Raw genomic sequence first — 25,931 nt, 5'->3', positions numbered from 1 at the left:
CCTGCCCGGAGCGGAGCCGCAGGCTCAGGCGACCAACAAGCAGAGCCTGAGCCTCACCCGGCGCCTAGGTAGACACCACGAAATCGGGGTCGGTTGCTCTGCGTAGACATTGTCTACAAGGAGCAACCGACCCCGAATTCGTACGTTCACCCCGAGTCCCTCAGCGGCCGACGTGCGGCCGGCGCCCCGGTTCTACTTGCCGACGCGGGCGTCCAGCACCCGCGCGCCCTCCGCGATCGAGCCCGAGAGCGACGGGTAGATCGTGAACGCGGACGCCACGTTGTCCACCGTGAGCCGGTGCTGCACGGCCAGCGTGATCGGGAAGATCAGCTCGGACGCCCGCGGAGCCACCACGACGCCGCCGAGCACCACGCCGGCCTCGGGGTGCGCGAACAGCTTCACGAACCCGTCCTTGACGCCCAGCATCTTGGCGCGCGGGTTGCGCGCCAGCGGCAGCGTCGTCGTGATGTAGCGGGAGTTCTGCGCACGCAGCTTCTCCTCGCTGTACCCGACGGTCGCGATCTCGGGCGCGGTGAAGATGTTGGACGCCACGGTGCGCAGCGCCAGCGGCTGGACGGCGTCGCCCAGGGCATGCGCCATTGCGATGCGGCCCTGCATTGCCGCGACGGACGCGAGCGGCAGCACGCCCGTGCAGTCGCCGGAGGCGTAGACGCCACGCACCGAGGTGCGCGAGACGCGGTCCACCACGACGTGCCCGCCGTCGGAGAGCCGCACGCCCGCCTCCTCGAGCCCGATGCCCGACGTCGCCGGCACGCCGCCGACCGCAACGAGCACGTGCGAGCCGTGCACCACGCGCCCGTCGGCCAGGGTGACCTCGACGCCGTCGTCCGTCCGCACGGCACCCGCGGCGCGCGAGCGGGACAGCACCGTCATGCCGCGGGAGCGGAACACGCCCTCCAGCAGCTCGGCGGCGTCCTCGTCCTCGCCGGGCAGCACCCGGTCACGGCTGGAGACCAGCACGACGTCGGAGCCCAGCGCGTTGTACGCGCCCGCGAACTCGGCGCCCGTGACGCCCGAGCCGACCACGATGAGGCGCTCGGGCAGCTCACGCAGGTTGTACATCTGCGTCCACGTGAGGATCCGCTCGCCGTCGGGCACCGCGGTGGGCAGGGTGCGCGGGGTCGCGCCGAGCGCGAGGAGCACCGAGTCGGCCTCGAGCACCTCGGTCGCGCCGTCCGCGAGCTCCGCGACCACGCGCGACGGGCCGTCCAGGCGGCCCTTGCCTGCGACGATCCGGATGCCCTCGCGCTCCAGGCGACCGCGGATGTCGGAGCTCTGCGCCCGCGCCAGCGCGAGCACGCGCTTGTTCACGGCCTGCAGGTCCACGAAGTGCTTGCGCTTCTCCACGGTCCCGGCCGCGGACGCCGCCGCCTGCACGCCCGCGCCGGTCAGCCCCGGGGCGGCGTAGGCGGAGACCACGGGGATGCCGCCGGTCGCCAGCGAGACGTCGACGTCGGACAGCGGGTCCACCACGTCGTCGGGCATGCGGATGCCGAGCTCGGGGGCCCGGTCGGCGATGGTCATCCACTCGGCGGTCGCGATGAGCGTCTTCGAGGGGACGACGTCGGTCAGGACCGCCGCGCCGCCCAGCCCCTGCTGCTCCACGACGGTGACCTGTGCGCCCAGGCTGCGCGCCACGAGCGCCGCCTCGTAACCACCGGGGCCACCTCCCACGACGACGACACGGTGCGGGACAGCTGCGGGATCGAGGGGGGTCACGGGGTCCATTCTCGCATCGCCCGGGAGCGCCGGGGATCCGTCGCACCCCCGGGCGCGTGCCCGGGGGAAAGTGGCGATAACCTCGGACCATGAGTACGGAGCCAGATCTGGACGACCCGACGACCGACCCGTTCGACGTCGCTGCCGCCGCCGCGGAGTACATCGCGGCCAAGACCGGAGTGCCGGGGCACGACATCGCCCTCGTGCTCGGGTCCGGGTGGGGTGGTGCGGCCGAGCTGATCGGCGACGTCGTCGCGGAGATCCCCACCGCCGAGATCCCCGGCTTCGTGTCGCCCGCGGTCCAGGGGCACCGGTCCACCACGCGCTCGATCCGCGTCGAGCGGCCGGACGGCGCCGTCCGGCACGCGCTGGTCCTCGGCTCGCGCACCCACCTCTACGAGGGCCTCGGCCCGCGTCGTGTGGTGCACGGCGTCCGCACCGCCGCGGCCGCCGGGTGCGAGACCGTGATCCTGACGAACGGGTGCGGCAGCGTGCACATCGGCTGGCGGCCCGGCCAGCCCGTCCTGATCAAGGACCACCTGAACCTCACGGGGCAGACCCCGCTGGAGGGCGCCAAGTTCGCCGACATGACGGACGTCTACACCCCGCGCCTGCGGGACGTCGCCCGGACCGTCGACCCGGACCTGCCGGAGGGCGTGTACGCGCAGTTCCACGGGCCGCAGTACGAGACGCCGGCCGAGGTGAAGATGGCCTCCCTGATGGGCGCCGACCTGGTCGGCATGTCCACGGCGCTGGAGGCCATCGCCGCACGGCACTGCCGCATGGACGTGCTCGGCATCTCGCTGGCCACGAACCTGGCCGCCGGGATCAGCCCCCACCCGCTCTCGCACGAGGAGGTGCTGGCGGCGGGCCAGGAGGCCGGGCCGCGGATCAGCGACCTGCTCGCACGAGTGATCAAGCAGATCTGACGCCCGTGTCAGCCGACCTGCCCACTGCCACCGGGGCTCCCTCGACGCCCGATCTCGTCGCGCGCGCGGAGGCCTGGATGGCCGCCGACGTCGACGACTACGACATCGCGGACCTCCGCGACCTCGTGGCCCGCACCAGCGACGAGTACATGGGCCACCTGGCCGTCGCCGAGCTCGCCGACAGGTTCTCGGGCATGCTCCAGTTCGGCACGGCGGGCCTGCGCGGCGCGATGGCGGCCGGGCCCAACCGGATGAACCGCGCCGTGGTGATCGCCGCCGCGGCCGGGCTGGGTGCCTTCCTCCAGGCGGAGGCCGCCGGCGTCCAGCCGCGCGTCGTGATCGGCTACGACGCCCGCTACCGCTCCGCGGACTTCGCGCGGGACACCGCCGGGGTGCTGGTCGCAGCAGGGGCCGAGGTGGCGCTCATGCCCGCGCCCTCCCCCACCCCGGTGCTCGCGTTCGCGGTGCGCCAGATGTCCGCCGACGCCGGCGTCATGGTCACGGCGAGCCACAACCCCGCGGCCGACAACGGCTACAAGGTGTACCTCGGCGGGCGCGTGGTCGGCGGGGCCGGACAGGGCGCGCAGATCGTGCCGCCCTACGACGCCCGGATCGCGGGCGAGATCGCCCGGGTGGGCGCCGCCAAGGACGTGCCGCGCGCCGAGTCCGGCTGGACCGTCCTCGGCCCGCAGATCACCGACGAGTACCACGCGGCCGTCGCCACGCTGCACGACGGCGAGCCCCGCGGCAAGCTGCGGATCGTCACCACCTCGCTGCACGGGGTGGGCGGCGTCGCGATCGCCCGCGTGCTCGCGGAGGCCGGTTTCACGGACGTCGTGCCGGTGGAGGAGCAGGTCGAGCCCGACCCGGACTTCCCCACCGTGGCGTTCCCCAACCCGGAGGAGCCGGGCGCGATCGACATGGCGCTGGCCCTGGCCCAGGACGCGCACGCGAACCTGGTCATCGCCAACGACCCCGACGCCGACCGCTGCGCCGTGGCCGTCTTCGACCCGCAGTACGGCACCTACCAGGGCGCCGAGACGGCGCTGTCGCAGGGCTGGCGCATGCTGCACGGCGACGAGGTGGGCATGCTGCTGGGCTGGGACGCGGCCGAACGGGCCGTGCGCGCCGGCACCGGCGGCACGCTGGCCTGCTCGATCGTGTCGTCGCGGGCGCTGGCCGCCATCGCGGGCAAGCTCGGGCTGGAGCACGCCACGACGCTCACGGGCTTCAAGTGGATCTCCCGGACCCCGGGCCTGGTGTTCGGGTACGAGGAGGCGCTGGGCTACTGCGTGGACCCCGCGCACGTGCGGGACAAGGACGGGCTGTCGGCCGCGGTCGCCGTCGCGCAGCTGGCCAACCGGCTCGCGAACGAGGGCCGCACCCTCCTGGACCAGCTCGACGACGTCGCGCGAGCCTGCGGGCTGCACGTGACGGGTCAGGTCTCGGCCCGGTTCGAGGACCTAGCGCGCATCGAGACGACCATGACGTGGCTGCGCAACGCGCCGCCGTCGGAGCTGGCGGGCTCGCCCGTGAACTCGGTGCGCGACCTCGCGGAGGGCCTGAACGGCCTGCCGCCGACCGACGGCGTGGTGCTGCTCACCGCGGACGACACCCGGGTGATCGTGCGTCCCAGCGGCACCGAGCCCAAGATCAAGTGCTACATCGAGGTGGTCGCGGCCGTGGAACCGGACGCGTCACCCGAGGAGCTCTCCACGGCCCGTGTGGCCGCCCGGAAGCGCCTCGCCCTGGTGCAGGCGGACCTGCGCTCGATCCTGGGCCTCTGAGCCCTTCCGGCCACGAGAACGGGCCGCCGTCCCCGAGGGGACGGCGGCCCGTTCTTGCACCGTACGACGGTGGCTACTGGACGACGGCCGGCAGCAGGTCCATGTTCTCCGGGGCGTCGGCCAGGAAGCCCGGCAGGTCGTCCTTCGCGACGGCCGCCATCAGCGAGTCGAAGGCCGCGCGGTCCAGCACCACGATCGACTGCCCGTCGGCGCTGCGCCCGGTGCCCGTGTAGGGCGCGGTCATGAACGTGATGTCGTTCGTCGAGATGTCCCCGGCGCTCTGGAAGAGCTCCTGCATCCGGTCGAAGGTGAAGCTCTCGTCCACCGCCACGGAGCTGGTGACGGCCTGCAGGAAGCCCGCCATCTTCAGGGGGTCGCTGCGGTTGTTGTTGGCCTTGGCCACGATGGCGCGCATCCAGGCCTGCTGCCGCTGAACGCGACCGAAGTCGCCGTTCGCCAGGGCGTGCCGCTCGCGGGCGAAGGCGAGCGCCTCCTCGCCGTTCATCGCCTGGCGCACCGAGCCGCCGGCGCCGTCGGGCACGGTGATCTCGACGCCGTCCAGGGAGTCGGTCAGGGTGGTGAACGACTCGAAGTCGGTCACGGCGAAGTGGTCGATGCGCACGCCGGTGAGCTGCTCGACGGTCTGGATCATCAGCGGCGGGCCGCCGTAGGAGAACGCGGCGTTGATCTTTGCCTCGCCGACGCCGGGGATGGGCACCCAGGAGTCGCGCGGGATGGAGATCGCCGCGGCGGTCTGCCGGTCGGCCGACAGGTGCACGAGCATGATCGCGTCGGTGCGCTGGGCACCGGCCTCCCAGGCGTTCGGGTCGCCGGCGGAGATCCGGCTGTCGGAGCCGAGCACCAGGATGTTCACGGGCGTGTCCGGCCCGGCGGGAGCCGCGCTGGGGCGGGTCGACTCGTCGACGCCCTCGAAGGCGTCGATCCGCTCCAGGTTGTCGTCGAGCGAGGCGCGGTAGCCGAACCAGGCAGCGGTGGCTCCGCCACCCACAAGCAGGAGGGCACCGACGACGATCCCGGCGACGAACCCCTTGCCCCGGCGGCCACGGCGCGCGTGACGCAGCCCCCCGTCAACGGGGTTGGGTCCGGAGAGATAGTCGTTCATTCGATCGGGTGCGGCCATGGCCGGTGATCTTAGTATCGATTCCGACTACTACCCTTAAGCCTGCACCGCAACCGGAGAATGCCCTTGCGGGTGAATTCCGATAAAGGTCGGCAGGGCGCCGAACAGAGAGGGGAACCAGCGTGGTCGCACGCGTCAGACGGCAGCAGAACCGCGCGATTCTCCTCGTCACGCACCACTACGCACCCGAGACCGGAGCACCGCAGCGGCGGTGGGGAGCCCTGTCCGGGCACCTTGTCCCGGCGGGTTATCCGGTAACCGTACTGACACCCCCGCCGCACTACCCCTCGGGAAAGATCACCCATTATTCACCCGATTTCTCACCCGGTGCGGTAACCACGGGAAACCATGGCGAGAAGATCATCCGGGTGAATTTCCGCGAGCATTCTCATGGGCTCGGATCACGGGTCGCGGACCAGCTCGTCGCGGCCGTGAGCTCGGTGCTGCGCGGGGTCCGCCGGCCGGCGGGCCGACCCGCCGTGGTCATCGCCACGGTGCCCGGGATCCCCAGCGTCGTCGCGGGCTGGGCGCTCGCCCGCTGGCACCGTGCCCGGCTGGTCGTCGAGATGCGCGACGCCTGGCCCGACCTCATCGAGCCCAGCGGCATCCTGCTGCGCCGCGGCCGCCGCACCGACCTGCGCCGGCTGGTCCGCGACCTCGCCGCCCGCGTGGTGCACCGCACCGTGACCCGGCTGCAGGCCCGGGCCGACCTCGTGGTCACGACCACCGCGGCGTTCGCGGAGGTGCTGCGCTCCCGCGGCGTCCGGAATGTCGCGGTGGTACGTAACGGCACGGCGTTCGAGGCGGTCCGAGAGCATGCCCCCGTGCCCCTGGCGGGCCGCCCGCTGCGCGCCGTGTACGCGGGCACCGTGGGGCGTTCGCAGGGCCTGGACGTCGTGGTCCGCGCCGCGGCGCTGGTCCAGGAGCGCGGGTACGCGCTCGACGTGCGGATCGTGGGCCACGGCAACGAGCTGGAGCCGCTGCGCGTGCTGGCGGAGGAGCTCGGCGCGCCCGTCCGGGTGGAGCCGTCCGTGCCGTCCACCCAGGTGCGCGACCTGTACGCGTGGGCCGACACCGCGATCGTCTCGCTGCGCGACTGGGCGCCGTTCGAGTGGACCGTCCCGTCCAAGCTGTACGAGGTCATGGCCTCGGGCGTGGTCGCCTCCGCGTGCCTCGCGGGCGAGGCCGCGAGCCTGGTCTCGGCGAACGGCGCGGGCGCCGTGGTGCACCCGGGCGACGTCGAGGGCCTCGCCGACCTGTGGTGCGGCTGGCTTGCCGACGGCGTCGTGCCCGCCGCCTCGCCCGACGCCGCCACGTGGGTGGCCGAGCACGCGAGCGACGAGGTGCTGGGGCACTGGTACACCGAGCTGCTCGACGAGCTGCTCCCCCACCCGCTGCGGCCCGAGCCCGCCGACCGAGGGGCGAGGTACTGATGGCACAGCCGTTCCGGCGTGCGGGCGAGCTCGCGCGCAACCTGCGCTACACCACGTCCTTCGTGGCCCGCACCGTGGTCGAGGATCCCCTGTGGCTCGCCGTGCAGGCGGCCCGCCGGGCGCCCGAGCGGGTGCGCCGGCCGCTGGTGGGCGCCCTGAACCTGGCGCCGGCACCGTCGGCCCGGCACGCGCTGGGCCGCATGCTCGCGGGCGACGTCACGGGTGCCGCAGGCGAGGCGGAGCGGCTGCTGGGCCGCCCCGGGACCCGGGGACGGCGCGTCGCGGCCGAGGTCGCCGTGGCGGTGGGCCGCCCCGAGCTGGTCGACGGCGTCGCCGGGGCGGGTCCCGCGCGGTACCGCGCGGCCTGGCTGCTGGGCGACGTCGACGCGATCGGGCCGGACGCGCCCGCCGGGCTGCGCGCCCAGGTCGCCGAGCTCCGGCCCGGGGCACAGGGCGAGGCGGGCTCGGGCCGCGCCGGTGGCCCGCCGTCCGGCGCCGTCACCGTGCTGCACCACCTGACCAACTCCCTGCCGCACACGCAGAGCGGCTACACGCTGCGCTCGCACGCGATCCTCGTGGCGCAGCGCGCCCACGGGCTCGACGCGTCGGCCACGACGCGGCCGGGCTACCCTCTGACCATCGGGTCGCTCGCGGCGCGCGGGACCGACGTCGTGGACGGCGTCGCGTACCGCCGGCTGGTCCCCGCGCGGGCGACGTCCGACGCCGCACGCCGGGCCGCCCAGGAGACGGACCTGCTGGTCGAGGCGGCCCGCGCGGCAGGCGCGGACGTGCTGCACACGACCACGCCTGCCGCCGTCGGCTCGCTGGCCCGTGCGGCCGCCCGCCGGCTCGGCATCCCGTGGGTCTACGAGGTGCGCGGCCTGCCCGAGGAGACCTGGGTGGCGGCGCAGGGCACGGCCGAGGCACGCGCGCGGGCGGCGGCGTCCCGCCGTCGGGCACTGATGCAGGCCAAGGAGACCGAGCTGGCCCTGGCCGCCGACGCGGTGGTGACGCTCAGCGGCACGATGCGCGACGCGCTCGTGGCGCGGGGTGTGCCCGCGGAGCACATCACCGTGGTGCCGAACGCCGTGCCGGACGCCCTGCTCACCGCGCACCACCCGGCGCCGGAGGCGGCGCGGGCGGCGCTGGGCCTGCCCGCCGGCCCCGCGATCGGCACGGTGAGCAGCCTGGTCGACTACGAGGGTCTGGAGACCGTGGTCCGCACCGTGGCGACGCTCCGCGCGCGCGGCCAGGAGGTGACGGGCGTCCTCGTGGGCGACGGCGTCTCCCGGCCGGGGCTGGCGCGGCTCGCGCGCGAGCTCGGCGTGGCCGACCACGTGGTGCTGCCCGGGCGGGTGCCGCCCGACGTCGCGCTGACCTGGCTGGCCGCGCTCGACGTGGTGCTCGTGCCGCGGCGCGACCACGAGGTGACTCGCCTGGTCACGCCGCTCAAGCCCGTCGAGGCGATGGCGGTGGGGCGACCGGTGGTGGCGAGCGCGCTGCCCGCGCTCGTCGAGGCGGTGGGCGGGGCGGGACTGCACGTCGACGCGGACGACCTGGAGGGCTGGGCGGACGCCGTCGGCGGTCTCCTGGCCGACGCGGGACGACGGGCCGAGCTGGTGGAGCTGGGCCACGGGGTGGCTACCGAGAGGACATGGGTGCGTAACGCGGAGACCTACCTGGGCATCTACCGGAAGTGCCTGGGGGTGAGGGTGTGAGCGCGGGACCCGAGACCGGTTCGTACGCGGCGCTGTTCGACGCCTCGCCGACGACGACGAAGCTGGTGACGCTCGGCAACCTGTCGCGCGTGGGAGCGCGACCGCCGCTGGGGCAGTACGCGCGGCTGCTGTGGGCGCGCCGGCACTTCCTGTGGGCCGACGCGCGGGCCAAGGTGGCCAGCGGCACGCGGCAGAGCCTGCTGGGCAAGGCGTGGCTGGTGCTGAACCCGCTGATCGACGGCGCGGTCTACTACCTGGTGTTCGGGCTGCTCATGAAGACCGAGCGCAGCGTCGACAACTTCGTCGGGTACCTGCTGATCGGCGTGTTCCTGTTCCAGTTCACCACGCAGTCGATCAACGGCGGGGCGCGGTCGGTGCAGACCGGCAAGAACCTGATCCGGGCGTTCACGTTCCCGCGGGCGGCGCTGCCGATCTCCGTGGTGCTGCGCAACCTGCTCAACCTGGGCCCCACGCTGGTCACGCTCGCCGCGCTGATCTACTTCGTGCCGCCGGCCGAGGAGTACACCTGGCGCCTCGCGCTGGTGGTGGGCGCCCTGGCGCTCCAGGTCATGTTCACCACGGGGATCTCGCTCCTGGTGGCCCGGTGGGCGGCCGCGCTGCCGGACATCACCAACCTCATCGGCATGGCGATGCGCGTCTGGCTGTACGCGTCGGCGGTGTTCTTCTCCTTCGACCACCTGCTGGCCGACAAGCCGGAGCTGAAGGTCTGGCTCGAGGCGAACCCCATGTTCATCGTGCTCGACATCGTGCGGGACTGCGTCCTGTACGCGACGACGCCCGACCCGATGCGCTGGATCGTGCTGGGCGGCTGGGCCGTCGGCACCCTGGTGATCGGGTTCGTCGTCTTCTGGCGGGCGGAGGAGAGCTATGGCCGCTGATCTCGACTACCCGATGCCGCCGCCCCTGAACCAGGGCGGCGGCGCGCCGTCCGCTCCGATCGCCGGCCCGGTTGGCGCGCGCCCGCTCACCGGCGCCATCCCGATGTCGGTGCAGGCCCCGCCGCACACCGGCCAGCTCGCCGCCGTCCGGCCGAAGTCCGGGAGCACGCCGGTGCTGTGGCCCACGGTGGCCGTGCAGGGGCTGCGGATGTTCTACCGGACGCCGTCCACCGACACGAGCCACGGCCGCCGGGCCAAGGCGAAGCGGGCCGTGCTCAACGTCCTGGGCCAGGAGCCCAAGGTGACGGTGCGCGCCCTGACGGACATCTCGTTCGTCGCCAACTCCGGCGAGCAGATCGGCCTCGTGGGGCAGAACGGCTCGGGCAAGAGCACGCTCCTGCGCATCATCGCCGGGCTGGAGAAGCCCACCAAGGGCCAGGTGCTGGCCGAGAGCACGCCCGTGCTCATCGGCGTCAACGCCGCCCTGGTCCCGGACCTGCCGGGCGAGGAGAACGTGCGCCTCGGCTGCCTGGCGATGGGCCTCTCCCCCGCCGAGGCGCAGGCCGCCATCCCCGACGTGATCGAGCTGGCCGGCCTGGGCAAGTCCATCTACCTGCCCATGCGCACCTACTCCTCGGGTATGGCGGCGCGCCTGCGCTTCGCCATCGCGACGGCGGCCCGCCCGCACATCCTGCTCATCGACGAGGCCCTGGCCACCGGCGACGCGGCGTTCAAGGAGCGCAGCGAGGCCCGGATGACCAGGCTCCGCGAGCAGGCGGGCACGGTGTTCCTGGTCAGCCACGCGGCGCAGACCATCGAGGAGTCCTGCACCCGTGCGATCTGGCTGCACCACGGCCGCCTGGTGCTCGACGGCGAGGCGCAGGACGTCGCCGTCCGCTACCGCAAGTGGGCGTGGGCCTTCGCCAAGGACAAGCCCGAGGAGGCCAAGCGGATCCTCGAGGAGGCGTTCGCCGAACGCCGCGAGACGCAGGTGCGCTTCGACACGCCGGAACCACCCAGGGGGCGGGTGCGGGAACGGCATGCGCGGCCGACGGGCCGCGACGCCAAGCAGGCAAGGGCCGCGGCGGCACGCGCCGCGGCCATCCGTGCGGAAAGGAGCGACCTGTGAGTCGCCCCCTCGTCATGACGATCTACGGGACGCGTCCGGAGGCCATCAAGGTGGCCCCGGTCATCACGGCGCTGGAGGCGGACGACCGCTTCGAGTCGGTGACGGTCGTGACCGGGCAGCACCGGGAGATGCTCGACCAGGTCAACGAGGTATTCGGCATCGTGCCGGACCACGACCTCGACATCATGAGCCACGGGCAGACGCTCGGGGAGATCTTCGCCCGCGTGATGGCCAGGCTCAACCCGATCCTGGAGGCCCGCCGGCCCGACGTCGTCGTGGTGCAGGGCGACACCTCGACGTCGACGGCGGCCGCGCTGGCCGCGTTCTACCGGGGCATCCCGGTGGTGCACCTGGAGGCGGGCCTGCGCAGCGGCGACATCGCGTCGCCGTTCCCGGAGGAGGCGAACCGCAAGATCACGTCCCAGATCGCGTCGCTGCACCTCGCACCGACCCTGCGCAGCCTCGCGAACCTGGTGGCCGAGGGCGTGCCGCTGGAGAACATCGTCGTGACCGGCAACACCGTGATCGACGCCCTGTACCTGGCCGTGGAGCGCCGGACGGCGTTCGCCGACCCGGCCCTCGCGCGGGTCGCGGCGTCGGGCCGCCGGATCGTGCTCGTGACGACGCACCGCCGGGAGAACTGGGGCGCGGCGATGGAGGGTGTCGGCCGCGCGCTGGCACGGATCGCCCGGCGGTTCCCCGAGGCCGCGATCGTGCTGCCCGTGCACCGCAACCCCGTGGTGCGCGACGCCGTCCTGCCGCACCTCGAAGGACTGGCCAACGTGACCGTGACCGAGCCGCTCGGCTACGGCGAGTTCACGCACCTGCTGTCCCTGGCCACGGTGGTGCTCACCGACTCGGGCGGGCTCCAGGAGGAGGCGCCCAGCCTGGGCAAGCCGGTGCTCGTCATGCGGGAGAACACGGAGCGTCCCGAGGCGGTCGAGGCCGGTACCGCGCGCCTGATCGGCACCGAAGAGGACCGCATCGTGGCCGAGGTGCACCGGCTGATGACCGACGAAGCCGCCTACGAGCTCATGGCGCAGGCCATCAACCCGTACGGCGACGGACGCAGCGCGATCCGCGTGCTGGACGCGACGGCGCGCATGCTCGCGCCCGAGCTGCCCGGCCTGCTGCCGGACCTCGACCTGTCGGAAGAATTCACTGCCGTTACTGCAGAGGGTGGAGCATGAGCAAGACCAGGGTCTTTATCTACGGTTCGTGCGTGTCGCGGGACACGTTCGAGCACTTCGATCCGGAGCAGTTCGAGCTGGTGCAGTACGTGGCACGGCAGTCCGCGCTGAGCGCCACGACCCGGCCGGTCGAGCTGATGGCGCCGCCGACGCTGGAGTCCCGGTTCCAGCAGCGGATGATCGCCGGTGACTTCGGATCGAGCCTGCGGCGCATGCTCCCCGACTTCGCCGAGCACGTCGACGTGCTCCTGGTGGACCTGACCGACGAGCGCCTCGGTGTCTACCTGCTGCCGGACGGCACCGTGCTGACCCGCTCGGTGGAGCTCATCCAGTCCGGCGCCGAGAACCACCTCCCGCAGGGCACGCGCCACCTGCCCTTCGGCACACAGCAGCACTTCGAGTACTGGCAGGGCGCCATCCGCGCGCTCGGCGAGTCGATCCGCAGCATGATGCCGCACGTCGGTATCGCACTGCTGGACATCCCCTGGGCCGAGTGGTCCGAGAGCGGTCAGCCCACGCCCGACTCGTTCGGGGTCTCCGCCGCCCAGGCCAACCCCGTGTTCCGGCCGTACGTGGAAGCCGCGGCGCAGGCGCTCGGTGCCCATGTCATCTCCGTGGACCCGTCCACCGTGGCGTCCGGACCCCACCACCCGTGGGGCGACGCGCCGTTCCACTACGCCGAGCGCGTGTACCTGGACGTCGTCCGCCAGCTGACGGGCATCGAGGGGCGGGTCGTGTGGGGGCCGGAGGCACAGCCGGCGACGGGCGGCCACCGCATGGCGAGCGCCGACGTGCCGGTCGCGAACCCCGCCGGACCGCAGACCGGCTCCCGCGCGGCCGTCCCGGCGCACACGGCCCAGGGCACCGGTGGGTCGGGTGTCGCGTCGAAGCCGAAGAGCACCGCGGTCGTCAAGGCGACCATCGCCGACGGCGCGGCCGGCGTGGCAGCGCAGATCGAGCAGAACGGGACGCTGCCGAAGTTCATCCACATCGACACCCTGGATGCCGCGCCCAAGGACAAGAACCTGATGGTGGCCGCGCGAAAGGACCCCCGCGCCCGGGACACGCTCAACTACCTGGTCAACAACGGCTTCTACATCTACAAGGCCGGCGGGACGGAGACCCGGCTCGTCCAGCACGGTGAGGTCCGCCGCCTGTGGCAGGCGGTCAAGGACGGGAAGTTCAAGATCACCGACGACAACATCGTCTACACCTACACCCCTGCAACCGGTGGGACCACGACGCAGATCGTCGTGGTCTTCTCCCCGATGTCGTCCAACCCACTGGAAACCAGCATCAACCGTCACTTCACGCAGACCTACCCCAGCTTGCAGAAGCAGCTCATCCCGGGGACCGGCGTTCTGCGGATCGCCGACCTGGGCGGCGTGAAGGGCGCGTTCTACCTGAACACGACCTACCTCCCCGACAACGCGGACCGGATCACACGGTTCATCGCGGAATTCGTGAACGAGCAGGGAATCGGAAGCCCTCGAGTCGTGCTGTACGGCCCTTCGAAGGGCGCGACCGGAGCCGTCTATCACGGCCTTCGCGGCGGCTGGAACTTCGTGGCCGCTGATCCCGTCCTCGGTGACGCGCTCTACGTCGAGAAGTACGCGGACATTCACTTCACGACGGGCGGGATCTTTCCGGAGACCAAGGAGAGCGTCTTCGGACGCGCGGTGTACGAGGCTGCCGGCCGGTCCTACCCGGACTGGATGACGCCGATCGTCGTCTGCTCCCACCGGTCACCTCAGTTCGACGTCATCAGCAAGACGCTCGACCCTCTGTCGCGCTGGATCACATTGCTCAACTCCGACAACCCGCTGATCAAGGACCACCCCGACGTCCCCCGGCAGACGTTGCAGCACCAGGTCACGTCCATCAACCTGCTGCTCTCCGGGTTCGGTCTGCCGGCCGGCATGCACGACGTCGTCTGACGGCGCCACCGACCAGGCGCTCCTCTGTGCGCACCGAGTTGCTCCTTGTGCCGCGACGCACGAAGGGCCCCGAGACCTCAACCGGTCTCAGGGCCCTTCGAACGTCGTACCGCGAGTGGCTATGACTGACTTGCTCCGTGAACCAGATCGTCGAACTCGGCCCGTGCCCGGAGATTGAAGGCGACGGCGTCGAACGTCCCGGCAGCCCCACCCGTGCCGTCCAGTGTCTCCAGCACCGCCTCGGCGAGGGCTTCCGGGGCAGGTTCGACGACGCGGCCGTAGCCGAGCTCGACCGCCTCCCTGATGCCCGGGGTCGGATAGGTCACGATCGGTGTGCCGAGGATCATCGCCTCGAAGAGCACCTGCGGCTGCCCCTCGTGCGTCGACGTCATCACGAAGACGTCGGCCCGCTTCATCAAGGGCATCGGATTGGCCAGCTGCCCCGTGAACACCACGGAGGCAGCGATCCCCGCCTCCACCGCCGCCGTCTTGAGAAACCCCTCCAGGGGGCCCGAGCCCACGACCGCGAGCCTCGCGTCGGGCCGCTGACCCAGCACACGCTTCATCGCTCGGATCGCGTCCACCTGGTTCTTCTCCCGCGAGAAGCGACCCACCACGACGACGAGCGGGCCCTCGTGCGTCTCCAACCCGGCCGGAAGCTCGTCCGCCTCTCCAGCCCGGGCGACCACCTGATCGTGGTCGAGGGCGTTGTGCACGGCGGCCATCGGCTTGCCGCGCAGGTAGCCTGCCGCCTCGAGCTCTGCGCCGTTGAGCTCCGCCGTCGCGGTGGAGACGCTGGCCAAGCCGGTGAAGTCGCGGTACTGCTGGAACACCGCTTCCAGGGACGGGTACTTGGTGTCCTTCTCCGCGAGCATCTCGTTGTGGAGGAAGGCGTAGGAGCGGTGACCAGCGCCTTCGGCCGCGGCGAGGAGCGACATCCAGAACGTCGAGTAGCCCTCGAACTCGACGAGCGTCACCGGGCGCGTGGTGCCGAGGAGCCGCCGCAGCTCACGGCGGTAGCCCCTGCGTACGATCTCCCACTGTGGCTCCGAGAGGTAGCCGTGCTTGGTGAACCGGTCGACGAGCCAGCGCTCCTCGACCGAGACCACCATGGCCCCGTTCCTGGTGATCAACGAGACGTCGGACGGCACCTTCGCCAGGGTCTCCAGCCGGTCCGGATACTGCTCCAGGATCCCCGGCTCCATGAGGAGCGCCGGCTGGTAACGCGAGCGGTCGAGGTGCGTCAGGAGGTTCAGCAGAGAGGTCGAGATCCCGTTGGGGATGAGGGAGGAGAAGAAGACGATCGGCTCGGCACCGGGCTCCGCCTGCACCGTGGTGTCGACATGGGCAGGCTCGTGCCGCCGGATGATCAGGTCTAGGCATCGCGCCGCGGCCTTGCCGTCCTCGGCGGCCGTGAAGCGCCGGCGCGACTCCTCGTACCGCGGGCCTGGTTCGAAGGGACCGGTCCTGCCGAGCAGCTCCTGGAGCTCCGGCCGGGTCCCCACGACGTCGTCGAACACCTCGTCGGGCCGGAAGTACACACCACGTTCCGCGACGTACTCCTCGAGGTCCGGCGTGTAGAGGATCACCTGCCGACCCGTGACGAGAAAGTCGAACATCAGGCTCGAGTAGTCCGTGACCATCACGTCGACGCACGGCAGGACGTCGTAGGTGTCGATGTCCGCGGGGACCTTGATGGCCGGGACCTCGATGTCGCCGACGACGGCCTCGACCATGTGATGGACCCGGTACAGGACGACCGTGCCCGGGACGGAACCCATCGCCGTCAGGTCCTTGACGACCGACTCCGCGTCGATGGTGCGGTTCTCGCCGCCGCCGCGCCACGTCGGCGCGTAGAAGACCACCCGTTCACCGGGACCGACCTCCAGGCCGAGCCGGTCCAGTGCCGCCCGGCGCTCCGGTTCGCCCGCGACGACCAGGGCGTCCAGCCGCGGGGAGCCGACGGCGTCCGCCGACCCGCGATAGGTGACGTCGAGGTCGTAGTCGTGGACGAGCACGTCACGGGTGTGCACGTTGGGCGCGATGATGCTGGTCGTGTTGCGCAGGTTGCGCGCGACGTTGGCGTATTCGGCCACCCCGGTGCCGATGCGCTTGCCGAGCGTCTTGAGCGGCGTGCCGTGCCAGGTGTTGAGGTACAGCTGGCCGGGGCGCCGCGTGAAGTAGTCGACGAACGAGGTGTTGTTGACGAGGGCACCGGCCGTGGCAAGGCTCCGGACGTGCAGCTCGCTGCCGTAGGTCGCGAGCACGGTCCGGCGGTCGGACCGCACGTCGATGGGTACTTCGGTGTCCGCCTTGACCACCCAGACGAAGCTGTGGTCCTGATAGCGCGCGTCGCGCACCATCGCCCGGTAGATGGCCAGCGGGTTGCAGGCCACCTTGTCGCCCCAGTACGACTCGAAGAGCACCGTCTTCTCGGCGACCTCGTACCGCTCGGAGTACTCGACGTAGAGAGCGCGCCGGCGGGCATGGTCCGAGCTCGTGACAGCACCGAGCGGAAGCCCGTCGGGCTGCGCGAACTCGCGCCCGGCGAGCAGGAGCCGGCAGGCGGCCACGTACTGCCCGAGGCGCGCCATGACGACGGCATGGCGCGCGCGGTTGCGCAGGTCGATCTCCGGCGCACGTCGTTCGTGCTCGAGATACGCCTCGTCGGCCCGAACAAGGTCTCCGACCGAGGACAACAGCTCCGCGAGCCGGAGCCACAGGTTCGGATCCGTGGGAAGGATGTCGACGCCGGACCGGGCATACGCCAGCTGGGCGCTGGCGGCCTCGGCGCCGATCAGGTCCGGCCGCTCGGGGAGGTCGCCACCGGACGATCCGTCCACGCCGTCGCCTGCGGCAGCCAGTTCCTCGGCCAGGTCGTCCGCACCTGCGAACCGGAGCAGGACGTCGAGTGCCTCCACCGGACGCTCGTCCTCGAGCAAGCAGCTGCCGAGCCGGTAGAACCAGTCCCGCTGCGAGCGCCCGCCAAGCTCGAGCGCAGCCGCATAGCCTCTGATCGCAGCGGAAAGATGACCGGCACGTTCGAGGGCGAAGGCCCGCTTGTAGTGCCGGTACGGCAGTCGCGCATCGAGCCCGAGGGCGATGTCGAACCACTCGACCGCCTCGTCCCACAGGTACTGCCGCTCGAACGCGTAGCCCGCCTTGAATGCGAGCTCCGCGTCACGCACGCCCTCGTTCCAGCGGGCGACGAACCGCTTGGCGGCCTCCCGCCAGTCGCCCTGACGCTCGAAGAAGATGCCGGGCCCCACGACCGTCGTGCGCGTGTCGCCGTCGAGACGGCACGCCTTCTCCAGCTCGCGCCTGGCCTGCGCCGTACGGCCGAGCCGCTCGGCCGCGAGCCCCGCGAGCAGGTAGGTCCGGGAGTCCGCCTGGTGGGACTTCTCCAGGCGGGTGACGACCCGCAGCACGTCCTCGTCCCGGCCGAGGTCGTGCGCGACCCGCAGCTGCTGCGTGTACCCGTCCTGGCTGTCCAGGATCGGGGCGACCAGGTCCAGGATCTCGTGCTTGCGCCACAGCGGGACGCTGTTGTCCAGCATCTCGTAGAGCGCCGCGGCAGCTCTGACGTGCTGGGGGTCGAGGACCACGGCCGTCTCGAACCGCTGCATCGCCTGGCCACGGTTGCGCAGCGCCTGGAGGCAGCGTCCAGCCCGGTAGTGACGCTCCGCCACCGCGGGGTCCATCGCGAGCGCCCGCTCGTACGAGGCCAGCGCATCCGCGTAACGCTTGCGACGCTCCTGGACGAACCCGAGCTTGTGGTGCCACATCGCCTGGCTGTCGTCGATTGCCAGGGCATGTTCAAGCCTCATCTGGGCGCCGGACAACCGGCCCGCTGCGATGTCGAGCACCGCGAGCCGGTAGTGCGCCGCCGCCGCGGCGGCGCCCTGTCCCTTGGCCACTGTCTTGAGTCCGACCTCGCGGACCTGCTCGGGTACCCCCGCCTTCACTTCACGCCCCATCTTCTTCGTTGTCCTGACCAGGTCGTTCAGGACGCCTTCGTCAGCTCTGCCTTGATCTGCGTGGTCGAGATCTCGGGCGTCCGCGCCAGGTAGACGACCTCGCACTGCGCCTGGAGCTCGTTGAACTTTCCTGCCCAGTCGTCCCCGATCACGAACGTGTCCACCTGGTACAGGCCGATATCCGAGGCCTTCTGCTCCCAGGTGTGCTCGGGGATGACCAGGTCGACGTGACGGATCGCCTCTAGCATCCGCTTGCGGTCGTCGTACGAGAAGTAGGCCTTCTTGCCCTTTCCCGCGTTGAACTCGTCGCTGGACAGCGCGACGATCAGGTAGTCACCGAGCGCACGCGCTCGCCGCAGCAGCTCGATGTGCCCGTAGTGCAACATGTCGAACGTTCCGTACGTGATGACGCGCTTCATCGAATCTCCTTGGTACCGACGTGATCCGCCTCGCCCGTGACCCAGCGGTCCAGGTGGCGGGAGATCTTTCCGACGAGCCGACGCCGCTCGTCGCCGACGCGGGTCCCGTCCAGTGCCCGCGCCACGCCCGCGGTGCCGCCGTCGAACGCCGCGCGCACGGCGGCGGCCAGGTCGTCAGCCGTCTCGGTGAGCGGCCACGGGGAGCTGGAGGGCCACTCGCCGTAGAAGCCGCGCTCGACGTCGCGGTACAGCTCGAGGTCCGGCGCGTAGACGATCGCGGGCCGCTGCGTGACCGCCCAGTCGTGCAGCACCGACGAGTAGTCGCTGACCAGCAGGTCGGCCGCGAGCATCAGCTCCTCGACAGACGGGTAGCTGCTCACGTCGAGCACGCCGTCTCCCGTCGCGACCGCACGGCCTGAGACGTGGTGGCTCCGGACCAGCACCCGCGCGCCCACGGCCGCCGCGAACCCTGCCGGGTCGAGCGTCTCCGCCCAGGTTCCGGCCCGGGACCGGGTCCGGTGCGCCTCACGCCACGTCGGCGCGTAGAGCACCACCCGTTCGTCCGGTGCCAGCCCGAGCTGCTCACGCACACGCTCGCGCACGCCGTCACCCTCGTAGAGCACACCGTTGGCCGGCTGCTCCACGACCCACGTCTCGCCCTCGTACCCGAGGCCGGTACGCAGGTTCTGCTCCGCCTCGGGGGTCTGCGCCAGCATCAGGTCCCACATCGGCACCTGACGTCGCATCATCCGCCGATACGTCAGCGGCGACGCCGAGCTCGGCAGGTCGAAGAGCAGTCGCTTGATGGGCGTGCCGTGCCAGGTCTGGAGGTAGAACTGGCCCGGCCGCTTGGTGAACCAGTGCGGAAAGTTGTTGTTGTTGACCAGCACCTGCGCCGTCGCCAGCGCCCGGTGCCAGTCGGCCGAACCGATGATCAGGGCGGTACCGCCCTCAGGGACCGGTACCGACAGGTCGCGCACGGACCAGTACATCGGCACGTCGACGCCGGCCGCGCGCAGAGCCGCGAACACCGCGCGTGGGCTGCCCTCGCACGACTTGCCGTTGAACGTCTCGAAGAGGACCGCCCGTTCGAGCCCTGTTGCTCGGGACACATCGCGCAGTCGTCGCTGCCCGGCACGAGACCGTTCCTCGGGAGTCAACGGAGGGCCGATCGTCAGGCTCACCGCGTTCTCGCCGTGGCGTCTCATGGACAGCCGCTGAAGCTCGCCCTCCACCTCGATCGAGCCCTCCGTGAGTGCACGGCCCGGCCGCGCCCAGCCCACGAGCGGGCCGTCGACCTTCGTCGACCAGCGCGCGAAGTAACCGTCGCTCGGGAACGCCGCACGGCCCGGCGCCACGATCGGAGCCTCGAACGAGCCGTCCGGCGCCGGCTCGACCGTCGTCTCGAACGACTCGCGGGACGTGGCGATCCCCACGCGCAGCGACGGCACCGCCGGGTCCACGCGACCGACGAGGGTGACCTGCGCCCCGTCCACCCGGGCACCATTCATACGTATCCGGGCAGGCCCGAAGCCACTGGTCCGCACACCCACCGCATCCGGGCCGGCAGGACCGGAGGCCTCATCCGTCACGGGAAGCCCCACCGCCAGGTCGGTGGTCCAGCTCAGCCCGCCCTGGTCCACCGTGACCACGAGGGCTAGATCCGTGCCGCGTGGTCCGTCGACCTTGACGCGCGCCTCGAACCCGGCTCGTGCGTAAGACCGCCACGGGTCACCGCTCTCGACGTCGATCTCCGGGTCGGTGGCCGGGTGCACCTCGCACGCGACCTCGTCACCCGCGGAGGTCCGACAGCTGATCGAGGCCACGGCGCCTTCCGTCCCCGCCTCCAGACCTGGCACGTACGCCCATCCGGTCACCGACAGCAGCCCGGGAGCGACCCACCTGACCCGACGAACCCCGGTTACCAGCTCGAGCAGCGCAGGGTCGACGACGAGCAGGTGCTCCGGGACGTGGGTGGTCAGCCGCCCGAGCACCTCCGGCACGGCTCGCAGCGTCGCACCGTCCACCACGAGCGGCACGGCAGTGGTGTCCTCCGCACGCGTGCCGAGCAGCTCCTCGGCGTCTTCCCTGGAGCCCTGGCTGATCACGTAGCTCAGGAGCCGGTCCGTCACCTGGATCCGCGACCAGACCTCCGGGGTGGCACCGGCGGCAAGCCGGGCGGCCGACTGCTGCAGCGCGGCCCAGTAGGCGTCGTCGCACTGGGGCACGTGCGCTGCGAACATCCCGAGGTCGGTACCGAGCCAGCGGGCCCAGACCCTGTCGCGCACCTGAGCCGGCGCCCCGGTGAGGAGCGGGACCTTCCGCTCGATGACCGCGACGCGGTCCTCGAGGTCGGTGAGCTCTGCCTTGTGCTGCGAGCGAGAACCGCGCCCCTCGGGCAGGCGCCACGAGTAGACGTCGCGTTCCAGCAGGTCGAAGCGACGGGCGCGCAGCGTCGCACGCAGGGCCGGCTCGCGGTCCTCGTAGTTGCCTGCCTCGGGAAACGGCCCGACCGCGCGGCGCCAGAAGCTCGTGCGGTACACGCGGTTCCAGACGACGGGTTCGTCCAGTGCCTCAGGTGAACGTGCCGCGGTGGTACCGAGCACATCGGCTCGGTGCACCCTGGCCACCACCTTGGGACGGTGGCTCCCGGTCACGCCGTGGCGCTGGTAGCCACCCATGACCATGTCGACGCGCGGACGACGCAGCCGGCGGACCATGTCGCCGTACGCCCCGGGCAGGACGACGTCGTCCGCGTCGACGAACGCGAGGTAACGACCCCGGGCCAGGTCCACGCCGAGGTTCCGGGCGACGCCGGGCCCCTGGGCTCCGCGGGTCCGGGCGGCACGCAGCCGCCTGTCCCGCGCACGCAGGCGGTCCACCACCTCCCGGGAACCGTCGGTCGACCCGTCGTCGACGACGATCACCTCGAGGTCCCGAAGGTCCTGGTTGAGCACGCTGCGGATCGCCGGCTCCAGGTACTCCCCGCCGTCCCGGCACGGCATGACGACGGACAGGCGGGGGCGCCGGGCCCGGCGCACGACGCCACCGAGAAACCGCCGGAACGGGGCCGCGATCATGCGGGCGACGCCGCTACCGGACCGACAAAGCTCAGCACCCGGCCCGCGTCGACGATCGATCCCGCGCTGACCTGGGCGAACGCCGAGTGGCCGACGAGCAGCGCGATGACGTCCGCACGCGCGGCGGCGTCGTCGATCGTGCCCAGGACGACGTTGCGCCGGTTCGCGAGCTCCTTCGGCAGCTGGTCGACGTGCGGCTCCACCACGAGGATCTCGGCATCCGGGTACTCGTCGGCGAGCTCGGCCACGATCCGGCGGGCAGGAGACTCCCGCAGGTCGTCGATGTCCGGCTTGAACGCCAGGCCGAGTGCCGCGATCACCGGCGCCTCCGTCCCTGCCACGGCGGCACGTACCTGGTCGAGCACCCAGCCCGGCTTGGCGTCGTTGACCTCCCGCGCCGTCCGGATCAGCCGGGCGTCCTCCGGCGCGGCATCGACGATGAACCACGGGTCCACCGCGATGCAGTGCCCGCCCACTCCGGGCCCGGGCTGCAGGATGTTGACGCGCGGGTGGTGGTTGGCGAGCCGGACGAGCTCCCAGACGTCGATCCCGAGCCGGTCCGAGATGACGGACAGCTCGTTCGCGAACGCGATGTTCACGTCGCGGAACGAGTTCTCGACCAGCTTCGCCATCTCGGCGGTCTTCGCGTCGGTGAGCAGGATCTCGCCGTGGCAGAACGTGCGGTACAGGTCACGCGCGCGCTCGGCCGCCTCGTGCGTGAGGCCGCCGACGATCCGGTCGTTGGTGACCAGCTCGACCATCACCCGACCCGGAAGCACTCGCTCGGGGCAGTGCGCCGCGTGGAACACGGGCCGCCCGTCGGTCCCGTCCAGGCTCAGGTCGGGACGGGCCTCCAGGATCCAGTCGGCCAGCTTCTGCGTGGTCCCGGGCGGGGAGGTCGACTCGAGGATGATGAGCTCGCCGCCCCGCAGCTGCGGCGCCACGGCCTGCGCCGCGGCCTTCACGTACGACAGGTCTGGTTCGTGGCCGTCCTGGAACGGCGTGGGCACCGCGACGATGAAGCAGTCGGCCGGCTCGGGGCTCGCGACGGCACGCAGCTTGCCCGTAGCCACGCTCCCACCGACGTAGGTCGCCAGGTCGGGCTCCACGAACGGCACCTCGCCGCGGTTCACGGCGTCGACCGTCTGCGGGTTGACGTCGATCCCGGTCACGGACACGCCGTTGGCAGCCAGGATTGCCGCCGTCGGCAGCCCGATGTATCCGAGACCGACGACTCCGACGCTGCTGATACCCATGTCTCTCGTTCCCCGCGCTCTCAGAAGACCACGTGCGATGTCGCACGCCCGTAGAACTTGACCTCGCCGCTGGCGAGCAGCTCGGTGTCGGCCACGTCCCAGGAGTGGCCGCCGGCGGCGGACCTCACCTGGACGAAGTTGAACCGGTCGGCCGAGAACACGGTCCCTCCCCCACGGACCACACCCTGGAGGAACCGTGAGTCCTCACCCCGGCTCACCGGCTTGAACCGCACCGTGGCGGCCACGTCGCGCCGGGCGACGATCGTCGGCCCCATCACGAAGTCCGTGTACCGGTGCTCCCGCTCCGCGAACCGCAGGATCGTGGCGTCCGCGCTCTCCAGGTACATGTAGTGCGCCTGCTTGCCCACCACGTCCGCCCCGGAGTACGCCAGCGCGTACAGCTGGTCGGACAGGTACTGGGGGCCGTACAGGTCGTCGTCGTCGATCTTGGCCACGACATCGCCGTCCGCCGCATCCAGCAGGCGGTTGAGACAGCCGCCCAACGGCACGTCCGCGGGTGCGGACAACAGCTCCAGCGAGCCGACGCCGGCTTCCTTCGCGCGGGCGCGCAGGTCGGCGTCGTCCACCTCGAACCCGTGGGTCAGCAGCGCGACCTGCAGGTCCACCGCCTTCTGAGCCCCGAGCACGCCCAGCACGTGGTCGAGCTGGTGCGGTCGGTTCGTCGAGACCAGGGCGGTCACGCTCGGCCGTGTCACCAGCGGCGACATGACCAGCCCGGCGTCGTGCAGCACCTTCTGCGCGCGGGCCTCGTAGGTGTGCTCGCGCCAGATGCGGCGCTGGCCCTTGTGGACGGCGCGGTCACGCAGCTCCGGTGAGCGCACGAGCGCGCGGATCGCGTGCGCACCGGCCTCGCGGGTCTCGGCGACGAAGACCTCGTCCGGCGGGAAGAACTCGCCCACAGCTGCGCTCGGTGTGGAGACGACGGGCGTGCCGCTGGCGGTGATCTCGAAGATCCGCCGCGCGCACATGGACGGCGAGCCGACCACCGAGTTCACGTTCAGGAAGACCTTGTACTCGCGATAGGCGGTCAGCATGCGGTCGTAGTCGAGCGAGCCGACGACGCGTCCGTCGAGCGGGGCCGGGAACTGGTACCGGGAGTCCTCGCCCCTGAACCGGCTGAAGATCTCCAGGCCGTGCCTCATCCTCGGGGAGACGTCGAGCGCCGCACCGAGCAGCAGGTCCATCTGCTCACGCCGCTCCGGATACTTGTGCGCGAAGTACATGCCGGCGAACGCGACGTCCCGCTCCGGGCCCCGGCCGTGCAGGCGCACCGGGTTGTGGATCGCAGGCTGGGCCGCGAACTCCAGCACGCTGACCCGGTCGTGCCCGAGCGCCTCGACGTAGGCGGGCAGCCGGTCGACGTCGGTGGTGTAGACCCGGTCGAACAGCCGGGCCGCGTCAAGGAAGTCCTCGAAGTGGACCGGGTCCTCCTTGTTCCAGAACACCGTGGGCACGCCCGCCGCGCGGCAGGCCGCCACGAGCTCGACGAACGCGGGCCGCGGGGCCGACGTCCCCGTGAGGTGGTACTGCCACTCACCGCCGTTGCCGTTCCAGGCGGACTCCACGAACAGCAGGTCCAGGCCGGCGGACAGCTCCTCCCGCCACGTCGCGGGGGTCACGGCGACCTGGTCCCACTCGGGCCCGAACGCGAGCCGCGAGAAGTCGTCCAGGATCACACCGACGCGCAGGTCACGCGGTCCGCCGAGCCGGTCGCTCGCCTTGGCAGCGCGTGCCAGGGCTGAAACGGGCCGGGCCGGCCACGGGTCGAACGTGCGCCCGTCCTTCGTCAACGTCGAGCCGCCGACCTGCTTGGCCATCGGAATCTGTTGCCTGCGCAGATGCGTTCGTAGCTGGTCGAAGCCGCCCTGCCGAAGGTGCCATGCCGCACGACGGAGCCCGGAGATCACGCCCGACGCACGATCCTTCACGGCAAGAATGTCCTTGTCTGCCCGAGAGCAATAAGTGAGAAGGGCACCCCGCCAGGCGCAATAAGGAAGGTGCCGGAGTTCAGGATGCGCCATTGGTGACCCGATGTTACAAGCGGCCCATACCCACCCATTGCTGATAGCGGGTGAAAGGTATCGATGTTCACCCGGGCGATATTCCGAGCCGGAAGCTCCGTGCCGACCGGCCTACTCCACGACGTCCGGCAGCATGTCGATCCCGCCCGGCGACCCGGCCAGGTAGTCCGGCAGGTCGTCCTTCGCGACGGCCTCCATGAGCGGGTCGAGCGCCTCCCGGTCGAGCAGCACGATCGACTGCCCGTCGGCGCTGCGCCCGGTCCCCGCGTAGGGCGCGGTCATGAACGTGATGTCGCCGGTGGAGAGGTCCTTGGCGCTGACGGCGAGCTCCAGCATCCGGTCGATCGTCAGGTCCTCGTCGACGGAGACCGCCCGGACGGCGGCCTCCAGGAACCGGGACATCTTCAGCAGGTCGCTCTTGTCCTGGGTGGCCTTGGTCGCGATGGCCCGCATCCAGGCCTGCTGCCGCTGCACGCGCCCGAAGTCGCCCTTCGCCAGCGCGTACCGCTCGCGCGTGAACTCCAGCGCCTCCTTGCCCGACATCTCCTGCTCGACCGAGCCGCCGGCGCCGTCGGGCACCTTGATCTCGACGCCGCCGAGAGTGTCGGTGAGCGTCGTGAACGACTCGAAGTCGCTCACCGCGAAGTGGTCGATCCGCACGCCGGTGAGCTGCTCGACCGTCTGGATCATCAGTGCCGGGCCGCCGTACGAGAACGCGGCGTTGATCTTGCCCTCGCCGACGCCGGGGATGTCCACCCAGGAGTCGCGCGGGATCGAGATCGCAGCGGCCGACTTCCGGTCGGCGGACAGGTGCAGCAGCAGGATCGCGTCCGTGCGCTGTGCCCCGACCTTCCAGTCGGACGGGTTCCCCGCCGAGATCCGGCTGTCGGAGCCGAGCGCCAGGATGTTCACGGGCGCCGTGGTGCCCTCCATCGGCGCGGGCTCGGGCCGGGAGGCGTCGTCGATGTCGGCGAACGGGTCGTCGATGCGCTCGATCTTCTCGTCGAGCGCGATCCGGTAGCCGTAGTAGGCCATGGCCCCGCTCCCGCCGACCAGCACCAGGGCGCCGATGACGATCGCCGCCACGAACCCCTTGCTCCGTCGACGACGGCGGGTGGGCTGCGACTCGGGTTCGCCGGGATTCGGCGCGGTGAGCAGGTCACCGACTCCTTCAGGTCCATGCATAGGCAATTGAGTACCGCTCCAGCGGTATCCGACGCATCACCCTCGGAAGGAGATCACCCGTGATTCACC

16 protein-coding genes are annotated in these 25,931 nt (G+C 71.5%); 8 read left to right on the top strand and 8 right to left on the bottom strand.

The window, feature by feature from the left end; genetic code table 11:
* Positions 1-192: 192 nt before the first annotated feature.
* The gene (locus H291_RS28350; protein ID WP_232215971.1) at positions 193-1,740 is read right to left on the bottom strand and encodes an NAD(P)H-quinone dehydrogenase; all 1,548 of its coding nucleotides are present in this window, start codon (positions 1,738-1,740) and stop codon (positions 193-195) included.
* 89 nt (positions 1,741-1,829) lie between these two features.
* Between H291_RS28350 and H291_RS0102665 the strand changes: the two genes are divergently transcribed.
* Positions 1,830-2,669, top strand: coding sequence for a purine-nucleoside phosphorylase (locus H291_RS0102665; RefSeq protein WP_020013435.1), 840 nt, complete (start codon positions 1,830-1,832; stop codon positions 2,667-2,669).
* Positions 2,670-2,746: 77 nt separating this feature from the next.
* Positions 2,747-4,456, top strand: coding sequence for a phospho-sugar mutase (locus tag H291_RS0102660; protein WP_020013434.1), 1,710 nt, complete (start codon positions 2,747-2,749; stop codon positions 4,454-4,456).
* Between the two features lie 73 nt (positions 4,457-4,529).
* Here H291_RS0102660 and H291_RS0102655 read toward each other — a convergent pair whose 3' ends face one another.
* The gene (locus tag H291_RS0102655; protein ID WP_232215970.1) at positions 4,530-5,597 is read right to left on the bottom strand and encodes an LCP family protein; all 1,068 of its coding nucleotides are present in this window, start codon (positions 5,595-5,597) and stop codon (positions 4,530-4,532) included.
* Between the two features lie 122 nt (positions 5,598-5,719).
* Here H291_RS0102655 and H291_RS28345 point away from each other — a divergent pair, with 122 nt between their 5' ends.
* From H291_RS28345 to H291_RS0102625, 6 genes are read left to right on the top strand one after another with little or no spacing between them, the layout of a single operon-like run.
* On the top strand, positions 5,720-7,030 hold the full coding sequence (locus H291_RS28345) for a glycosyltransferase family 4 protein (RefSeq protein WP_232215969.1): 1,311 nt from the start codon (positions 5,720-5,722) through the stop codon (positions 7,028-7,030).
* Positions 7,030-8,748, top strand: coding sequence for a glycosyltransferase (locus tag H291_RS0102645; RefSeq protein WP_020013431.1), 1,719 nt, complete (start codon positions 7,030-7,032; stop codon positions 8,746-8,748). Before H291_RS28345 ends, H291_RS0102645 begins: the two co-directional genes overlap by 1 nt.
* A complete protein-coding gene (locus tag H291_RS0102640) occupies positions 8,745-9,647 on the top strand; it encodes an ABC transporter permease (protein WP_020013430.1) in 903 nt (300 codons plus the stop codon). The genes H291_RS0102645 and H291_RS0102640 overlap by 4 nt, the downstream gene beginning before the upstream one ends.
* Positions 9,637-10,776 carry an ABC transporter ATP-binding protein gene (locus H291_RS28340; protein ID WP_020013429.1) on the top strand — a complete coding sequence of 380 codons (1,140 nt, stop codon included), beginning with the start codon at positions 9,637-9,639 and terminating at the stop codon, positions 10,774-10,776. Before H291_RS0102640 ends, H291_RS28340 begins: the two co-directional genes overlap by 11 nt.
* Before the next feature lie 14 nt (positions 10,777-10,790).
* Positions 10,791-11,966, top strand: a complete 1,176-nt coding sequence (wecB, locus tag H291_RS0102630) for a non-hydrolyzing UDP-N-acetylglucosamine 2-epimerase (protein ID WP_020013428.1) — start codon at positions 10,791-10,793, stop codon at positions 11,964-11,966.
* Positions 11,963-13,903: an XcbB/CpsF family capsular polysaccharide biosynthesis protein gene (locus tag H291_RS0102625; RefSeq protein ID WP_157236675.1), complete on the top strand. Its 1,941-nt coding sequence runs from the start codon at positions 11,963-11,965 to the stop codon at positions 13,901-13,903. Before wecB ends, H291_RS0102625 begins: the two co-directional genes overlap by 4 nt.
* 119 nt (positions 13,904-14,022) lie before the next feature.
* On the opposite strand, the gene H291_RS0102620 is transcribed toward H291_RS0102625, so the two are convergent.
* The 6 genes from H291_RS0102620 to H291_RS28330 form a co-directional block, all read right to left on the bottom strand.
* Positions 14,023-17,880, bottom strand: coding sequence for a CDP-glycerol glycerophosphotransferase family protein (locus H291_RS0102620; protein WP_084467641.1), 3,858 nt, complete (start codon positions 17,878-17,880; stop codon positions 14,023-14,025).
* A 26-nt stretch (positions 17,881-17,906) separates the two neighbouring features.
* Entirely contained in the window at positions 17,907-18,299 is a 393-nt protein-coding gene (tagD, locus tag H291_RS0102615; RefSeq protein ID WP_020013425.1) for a glycerol-3-phosphate cytidylyltransferase, read from the bottom strand.
* The gene (locus H291_RS32170; protein ID WP_020013424.1) at positions 18,296-21,379 is read right to left on the bottom strand and encodes a bifunctional glycosyltransferase/CDP-glycerol:glycerophosphate glycerophosphotransferase; all 3,084 of its coding nucleotides are present in this window, start codon (positions 21,377-21,379) and stop codon (positions 18,296-18,298) included. Before H291_RS32170 ends, tagD begins: the two co-directional genes overlap by 4 nt.
* Positions 21,376-22,635 (bottom strand): UDP-N-acetyl-D-mannosamine dehydrogenase, encoded by a 1,260-nt coding sequence (gene wecC / locus H291_RS0102605; protein WP_020013423.1) that lies wholly within the window; start codon positions 22,633-22,635, stop codon positions 21,376-21,378. The genes H291_RS32170 and wecC overlap by 4 nt, the downstream gene beginning before the upstream one ends.
* A 20-nt stretch (positions 22,636-22,655) precedes the next feature.
* On the bottom strand, positions 22,656-24,473 hold the full coding sequence (locus H291_RS0102600; protein ID WP_020013422.1) for a glycosyltransferase family protein: 1,818 nt from the start codon (positions 24,471-24,473) through the stop codon (positions 22,656-22,658).
* 315 nt (positions 24,474-24,788) lie between these two features.
* Positions 24,789-25,862, bottom strand: a complete 1,074-nt coding sequence (locus H291_RS28330) for an LCP family protein (protein ID WP_084467639.1) — start codon at positions 25,860-25,862, stop codon at positions 24,789-24,791.
* Positions 25,863-25,931 lie beyond the last annotated feature (69 nt).

Origin of the sequence: Promicromonospora sukumoe 327MFSha3.1 (assembly GCF_000385135.1) — a bacterium.
Classification (GTDB): Bacteria; Actinomycetota; Actinomycetes; order Actinomycetales; family Cellulomonadaceae; genus Promicromonospora; species Promicromonospora sukumoe_B.
Note: the sequence above shows the minus strand (reverse complement) of the source record. Positions and strands in the feature narration are given on the sequence as shown.